Origin of the sequence: Pseudomonas sp. Xaverov 259, from assembly GCF_019352915.1 — a bacterium.
Lineage (GTDB): Bacteria > Pseudomonadota > Gammaproteobacteria > Pseudomonadales > Pseudomonadaceae > Aquipseudomonas.
On record NZ_JAAAFV010000023.1, the window covers coordinates 268313 to 274878 of the forward strand.

Annotated in this window: 7 protein-coding genes, 1 tRNA gene and 1 pseudogene; 6 read left to right on the forward strand and 3 right to left on the reverse strand. The window is 56.0% G+C overall.

All coding sequences use genetic code 11. The features are described 5' to 3' along the window. Positions 1–8: 8 nt before the first annotated feature. Both K0H48_RS08365 and K0H48_RS08370 read right to left on the reverse strand, forming a co-directional pair. Positions 9–755 carry a 1-acyl-sn-glycerol-3-phosphate acyltransferase gene (locus K0H48_RS08365; protein ID WP_219267096.1) on the reverse strand — a complete coding sequence of 249 codons (747 nt, stop codon included), beginning with the start codon at positions 753–755 and terminating at the stop codon, positions 9–11. Positions 756–1183: 428 nt separating this feature from the next. Further along, positions 1184–1876, reverse strand: a complete 693-nt coding sequence (locus tag K0H48_RS08370) for a crotonase/enoyl-CoA hydratase family protein (RefSeq protein ID WP_219267097.1) — start codon at positions 1874–1876, stop codon at positions 1184–1186. 336 nt (positions 1877–2212) lie between these two features. Between K0H48_RS08370 and K0H48_RS08375 the strand changes: the two genes are divergently transcribed. The 3 genes from K0H48_RS08375 (at position 2213) to K0H48_RS08385 (ending at position 4326) form a co-directional block, all read left to right on the forward strand. After that, positions 2213–2302, forward strand: a tRNA-Ser gene (locus K0H48_RS08375). 327 nt (positions 2303–2629) lie between these two features. Continuing rightward, positions 2630–3388, forward strand: a complete 759-nt coding sequence (locus tag K0H48_RS08380) for an isochorismatase family protein (RefSeq protein WP_219267174.1) — start codon at positions 2630–2632, stop codon at positions 3386–3388. A gap of 35 nt (positions 3389–3423) precedes the next feature. Continuing rightward, positions 3424–4326 (forward strand): LysR family transcriptional regulator, encoded by a 903-nt coding sequence (locus K0H48_RS08385; protein ID WP_219267098.1) that lies wholly within the window; start codon positions 3424–3426, stop codon positions 4324–4326. 126 nt (positions 4327–4452) lie between these two features. Here the strand turns inward: K0H48_RS08385 and K0H48_RS08390 are convergent, their stop codons facing one another. Next, a complete protein-coding gene (locus K0H48_RS08390; RefSeq protein ID WP_017138315.1) occupies positions 4453–4722 on the reverse strand; it encodes a hypothetical protein in 270 nt (89 codons plus the stop codon). 468 nt (positions 4723–5190) lie between these two features. Between K0H48_RS08390 and K0H48_RS31035 the strand changes: the two genes are divergently transcribed. The 3 genes and pseudogenes from K0H48_RS31035 to K0H48_RS08405 all read left to right on the forward strand — a co-directional run. Next, positions 5191–5385: a DUF4160 domain-containing protein gene (locus tag K0H48_RS31035; RefSeq protein WP_074854473.1), complete on the forward strand. Its 195-nt coding sequence runs from the start codon at positions 5191–5193 to the stop codon at positions 5383–5385. Positions 5386–5388: 3 nt separating this feature from the next. Continuing rightward, entirely contained in the window at positions 5389–5847 is a 459-nt protein-coding gene (locus K0H48_RS08400; protein WP_219267099.1) for a DUF2442 domain-containing protein, read from the forward strand. A gap of 235 nt (positions 5848–6082) precedes the next feature. Next, a pseudogene (locus K0H48_RS08405) lies at positions 6083–6566 on the forward strand (hypothetical protein); the annotation flags it as partial.

The window sequence follows — 6566 nt, forward strand, 5'->3', positions numbered from 1 at the left end:
TGGGCAGCTTAGCTGGAGGCGAGTTCTATTGTTGCGGCATTTTGCAGTTCGCGGTCCATTGCCGCGATGCATGCTTCCATCTGCGCTTGGCATGTCTGCATCAGCGCCGGGATGTCATCCGAAGTCAGCCCACAGGTAGGAATCGGCGGCAATGAGCGTATGAGTACATCACCGCTGTTCCAGCGATTGAGCTGCATATGCTTGACGTAAGTGCTGGCACACACCTGAACGATCGGCACACCGGCCGCAATCGCCATATGGAACGCGCCTTTCTTGAATGGCAGCAAGCCATTGCCCAAGTTGCGCGTGCCTTCGGCGAACACCCAAATCGAGGTGTCCTCATGCTGCAAGGTCTGCGTGGTGGTGAGCATCGCCCGGCGCGCCTTGTGCGCATTCCCGCGGTCAATCAACACATTGCCCGCCAGCCAGAACAGCTGGCCGAACAACGGCACCCATTTCAGACTCTTTTTGGCGATACACACCGTGCGATTGGGCACCACATTGCCGAATATAAACAGGTCATAGTTGGACTGATGGTTGGCGATGACCACACAGGTGCCAGGTTTGTTACGTAGCGAGTCGACATCGGCCTTCAGGTTCAAGCCCAGAATACGCATGGCAGGCAACGCATAGAGGCGAGCACACAGGCGGCTGTTGTCCGGGTTGAACGGCCGGCACACACCCAAAAGCACGCCCAATAAACCGGCGACCATAAAGTGCAGGCCCATCAACAACATACGTAACAGAAAAAGCATCGACACAGCCCATCGGGACAAAAGGTGGCGCAGTGTACGGATGTGCACTGTATTCGGCAATTGCCCCTACAGACGTAGGAGATAGGCGATGTTTAAGCACATGTTTCAACGTATGCCGACATAGCCCGACTAGAGCGGCTAAAGACGCTGCGGATTTATTTGTAAGAAAAAGCCCGACTCAAGATCGGGCTTTGACACATCAGCTGTAGGTATCTAGACAATTATTGACGGGGCCACCTATTTCTGTGGCGAGCGGGCTTGCCCCGCGTTGGGCTGTGAAGCAGCCCCAAAACCAGGCCCCGCGTTCCTTCAGGAGAAACCTCAGTGCCTTTACTGGGGCCGCTGCGCAGCCCAACGCGGGGCAAGCCCGCTCGCCACAACAGCCTGCTCAGAACAGATGTTGCCTACAGCTACTCAGCTATAGGGCATTAGCCCAGGTTGTGGCCCTGATCCTGAATAATTGCATCATCCAGGGCTTCCAGCAGTGCCTTACGCACCTTCAGCTTGGTGTGCTTGTGGGCATTCATGTTGATCTTCTTCAACTGCCGCGCAGCCTCCAGGGCCGCTGCGTGCAACTCCTCCGGCGCCACCACCTTATCCAGGAAGCCAGCCCCCAATGCGCCTTGCGGATCAAACATCTCGGCATTGATCACCGAACGATGAAACGCAGATTTACGCAGACGATCCCGCGCCAACTCGATACCGGCGTGGTGCATGGTCATGCCGATCGCCACTTCGTTCAGGCCAATGCTGAACGGGCCTTCCACACCGATCCGGTAATCCGCCGACAACAGCAGGAACGCACCCTTGGCCACCGCATGCCCAGGGCACGCCACAATCACCGGGAACGGGTGCGACAACAGGCGCCGCGCCAACGTCGAACCCGACGTCACCAGGCCAATGGCTTCTTTAGGCCCAGCGGTCATCACCTTCAAATCATAACCACCCGACAGAATCCCCGGCGTACCGGTGATGATCACCACCGCCCGATCCTTCTCGGCCTGATCCAGCGCAGTGTTGAACTCAGCAACCACTGCCGGAGAAATGGCGTTTACCTTGCCGTTGCTCAAGGTCAGGGTCGCAATACCGTCTTCGAGGTGGTAAGCAATCAACTCACTCATGACGCGGTTCCTTGTAGGAATTGTTATAGATAGGCTGTTAATAGAAGCGCATGCGCAGACGTTACCCACCACGCCCGCCCCGGTAAAGCGCCGTGACTGACTACACAGTCAGACTTTTCCCGCATTCCCAAGGGTAGACGGCCCGCAGCAGGGCATAGCCGCCGCGCCAGACGCTCGCAACTGATGCCCAAGAATGGCAGATTCACCGCCCCTCACCGAGCAAGTCACGGCATAACCGTCTAAGCGCATGAAAATTCTGAAAAAAACCTTTGCCATCAGAAAGGCTTTCGACTACATTAGCGCGCCTCGACAGACTGAACTGGTTTGACGAGATACGGTGAAGTGTCCGAGTGGCTTAAGGAGCACGCCTGGAAAGTGTGTATACAAGAAATTGTATCGAGAGTTCGAATCTCTCCTTCACCGCCACATTAAGTAAACACAAACCCCTGATTTTCCTAGAGAAAGTCGGGGGTTTGTGGTTTTTGGTGTTTGAAAAACAGCGCCATCGGGATACCCTGGGGCGGGTGTTCTGGTGCGTTAGAGTTGAGCCATTAAGCGGCGCAGATCGAGTTAGCCCCGCACCTTTCTTGGGGAGCCAATACATCAATTTTTGAGTGCGATTTGTGCACATATGTTGTTCAGTTATGTGCGATGTTTAAACATATGAGTTTCCTTAAGCTGGGCGCTGCTCACCCAGTCGCAGTTCAAGGAAACACACCCATGACCAACTCTCCTCATCTGACCATCCGCGCAATGTCTGGCGCATCACCCATCGCCCAGACTGTTCCAGCCGCCACTCCACCGAGCCAGCTTCTGCCCAAGCTGCTCAAATCTGCCGTCATCGGCCTGGGCTTGATAATGGGCCTCGGCCAGTTTGCTGCCGCCGCCGAGGCACCGGCTAACCCGCACCCGACCATTCGTGCCATGTTCGGTGCCAAGCCGGCTGACAAGCTGGACGCCAAAACCACCGCACTGTTGGTGATCGACTACCAGAATGAGTACTACACCGGCCGCATGCCGATCCCGGATGGCATGAAAGCCCTGGAAAACACCCAGCGCCTGATTGCCTTCGCAGACAAGGAACACATCCAGGTGATCCACGTGCAGCACATCGCTCCAAATGGCGCCGCAGTATTTGCCAAAGATGGCAAGACCGTGGATTTCCATCCGCTGATGACGCCGCGCCCACAAGATAAGGTGATTCAGAAAACCACCGTCAGCGTGTTTGCCAGCACCGATATTGATGCCCAGTTGAAGAACGCCGGGATCAAGACGCTGATCATTTCCGGCCTCATGACTCACGCCTGTGTCGCCGCTGCAGCCCGCGACGCCACGCCGTTGGGCTACGACGTTGTGGTAGCATCCGACGCTACGGCAACCCGCGCCATCACTCGCGCAAATGGGCGTTCGGTGACCAAGGACGAGCTGCATGATTCGGCGCTGGCCGAGATCGAAGACACTTTCGGTTCAGTGCTGACCACCGCGCAAATCGTCGCCTTGCCGGTTCACTGATCAGCCTGATCACTCATTGGAGTAACGCCCGCTTCATGAACCAGCTATCTGCCATGCGCGCCTTTCGGTGCATTGTCGAGGCCAAGGGCTTCTCTGCTGCGGCAGAGCGGCTGGACACCACCCACTCGACGATATCTCGGCAGTTGCAGCAGTTGGAACTTGAACTGGGCGTTCAGTTGATCAACCGCAATACCCGACGTTTCAGCCTGACCGGCCCTGGGGAGCAGTACTTCGCAGCCTGTGTCGATATTCTTGACCGCCTCGATGCGGCTACCCAGGCCATGGCACAGGGGCATCAGCGCCCCGAAGGCCTGTTGCGGGTCAGTGTGCCGCTGGTGGTGGGTACGCTGGATGTGCCGCACTGGCTGCCGGGGTTTCAGAAGCGTTATCCCGATATCGAACTCGAGCTGTGCTGCGACGACAAATTCGTTGACCTGGTGGCCGAGGGCTTCGATGTCGCCATCCGCATCGCCAGCGCTTTGGGCGATACCACCCTGATCGCCCGCACCCTCACCGTTTCAAAACGCGTGCTGGTGGCGTCGCCTGCCTACATCCACACCCACGGTTTACCGCGCACCGCCCAGGAACTCGATGAGCACCGCTTGCTGAGGTTTGTCGGGGAGGCGTCAGACTGGCAACTCACCTCGGCCCGTGGTGCAACCGTGAGCGTCACGCCCAAAGGCCAATTCAAGACCAACACCATCACTGCCTTGCACGCCGCCACACTGGCCGGCGCCGGCATCGGCTGCTTCACGCATGCGACGGTGCGCAACAACCTGGCGCAAGGGCAACTGGTGCCCATCCTGCCCAACTACTCGATGGGCGAGTGGCGTTACTGCGCGCTGTACCCGCAATCCCGGCACTTGGCGCCCAAGGTCAGGGCGTTTGTGGATTACATGGCGGATTTTTACCAGGTGGATGCTAAAGCCGCTATCTGAGAAAGGAAAAGGACAGATTTTTATTTGAGTTTGTCACGGGCTCCATGCGAGGCAATTAACCCCCTGATTTCGGGAGAAACCAGGGGTTTTGTGATCTCTGGAGTTTGAAAATGTGCCGTTTCTAGATCAAGCGCCGGGCATATCCATGCGTCGGCCTATGACATCCAGCAAATCGCAGCCGTCGCGCAACGGGATTGAACACAGCAAGGCAAAATCACTGAGAACAACGGCATCACTGCTGATCTCGCTGCGCAGTGCAAGGTTCTCAAGGACTTGGGTGACGGCACGCAGCCGAAAACTCGCGGCATCGAGGAGGATTTCCAGGGGGACGGTGGTATCGACAAAAAGCGCAGGGGTGGCGCTGTCGTTGCTGGTGAGGGCTATGTATTGGTTCATGCGTTAAGTCCGTTCACTTAGAGGAATATGAGCCACGCATTTGTCGCCAAACAAAAGGTGGCCGCTGTACGCAGGTTGGCGAACCGGTATAAGAACGGACAAAGACCGGCAGACCCGAAGGTCTCCCACGCACAGCAGCCGTTGAGCAGCTTATTGCGTGCAGGCGCATCCCGCAAATCTGCCGGGAGACTTCTGCCGTCTTAATAGTCGAGTCGCCAAACCCGTTCGCCCTGTGGGCGACCGAGTGACTATAGGCTCGACGATTTTGAAGTGCGAGGCCGACGCTTCTGAACGGTTTGTAGGACGTTGCCTGGATTGCTGGGCATGGGCAGTCCTACCTACGAACCCTGCAACCTCGGGAGTGGCAAATCGAGTAAACGTTTGAAATTACAATTGTGCTAGGGAAATTTTTTCTCTAGCGTCCGTCTCCATGGCGACCCTTCGCAGTGAACGAAGCTGGAAATAAAAATCTATCCCGACGACCACGCGCCGCCGCACTTTCACGTGCAAACGCCGGATGGCGAGTCGTTGGTCCAGATAGAAGGGCTTGTTGTGCTCGGTACAGGGGCAGAAACAAAGGCCTTGAAAGCCGCCCTGCTTTGGGCAAAAGCTCATATCGCGGATCTCAAGCGCGTATGGGATGAACAAAACCGGAGGAACTGACTTATGACCAGCAAGCTTCGCATCTCTGCTGTGCAACCAGTTGCCGGCAAGCATGCCTTACAGATCGAATGGAATAACGGCAAGCGGCATACCGTTGATCTTCTCGATCATATAAATGCCTTTCCGATCCTCAAACCTCTTCTGGATTTGGCTCGATTCGGCCAAGTACAAGTCGGTGAGTGGGGATTTGATGTGATGTGGGGTAACGACCTCGAACTGTCAGCTGTTACGCTGCACCGTCTAGCATTGGAGCAATCCGGTGAGGTGATGCTGACACAGGATTTCCGGCAGTGGATGCTCAGTAACAACCTGTCCCTTTCCGCAGCGGCTGTGGAGTTGGGGTTCTCTCGCAGGACCATCACCGCCTATAGCAGCGGCGCTGCTTTGATTCCCAAGCATGTGGGGCTGGCGTGCAAGGGCTGGGAGTACGAGCATAAAGGTTACAAAGGGCACTACGCCTGAAGGTGCCGGTATTGCGCAAAAAGGGCGGTCAATTGAGCCGCTCTAATTCATTTTGTTGAAAAGCTACCGTCCTTTGCGATGTGTACACATGATCAGTAGACGCGCGCAATGCGTAGGCACATACCTGGATTAAAGTAGTCCATTTCTGAAACGTTAAAGCCACCCCTCTGCACGTCTTACCTCCGCCGTTACGCTTTCTTATAGTCCTGCGCCTCAGCCACTTGGAGGTGCACGCATGCAGGGACCCTACGCATTTATCAATGAACATCCCCAGCCTTATCCATTGCTTAAACTAAGCCTGGCGCTTGATCCGTATACACACACCAAGTTCGACACCCTCAACCAGCACATTCGCAACACGGTGGTGTTGCCGGGGCAATTGGTGATCATCGGGGATAGTCGAACCGCCGCTTGCACCGCTGAAGAAGCACAGCTGATGCGCTCGGCGCAAAATATAAAGCTCGCCCTGTTGGCGCACTCCGCAACTGACCAATTTCTGATCAAAAACTATGATCAGTTGCAGGCCATCTTGACCTATTCGTCCCTTGGCATCGGCAGTGCCAGCAGTGCATGGAGCAAGCATTTGGCGCAAGTTGAGAAGACCCTTATGGAAATCGAGAGTTTGCATAAGCAGTACTTGAGCAAAGGCACCACTGGGGCGAGGGAGGAGTTTTTGGTTAAACGAAGGGCGCTATTTTCCAGGTTGGACAGCCAAATCT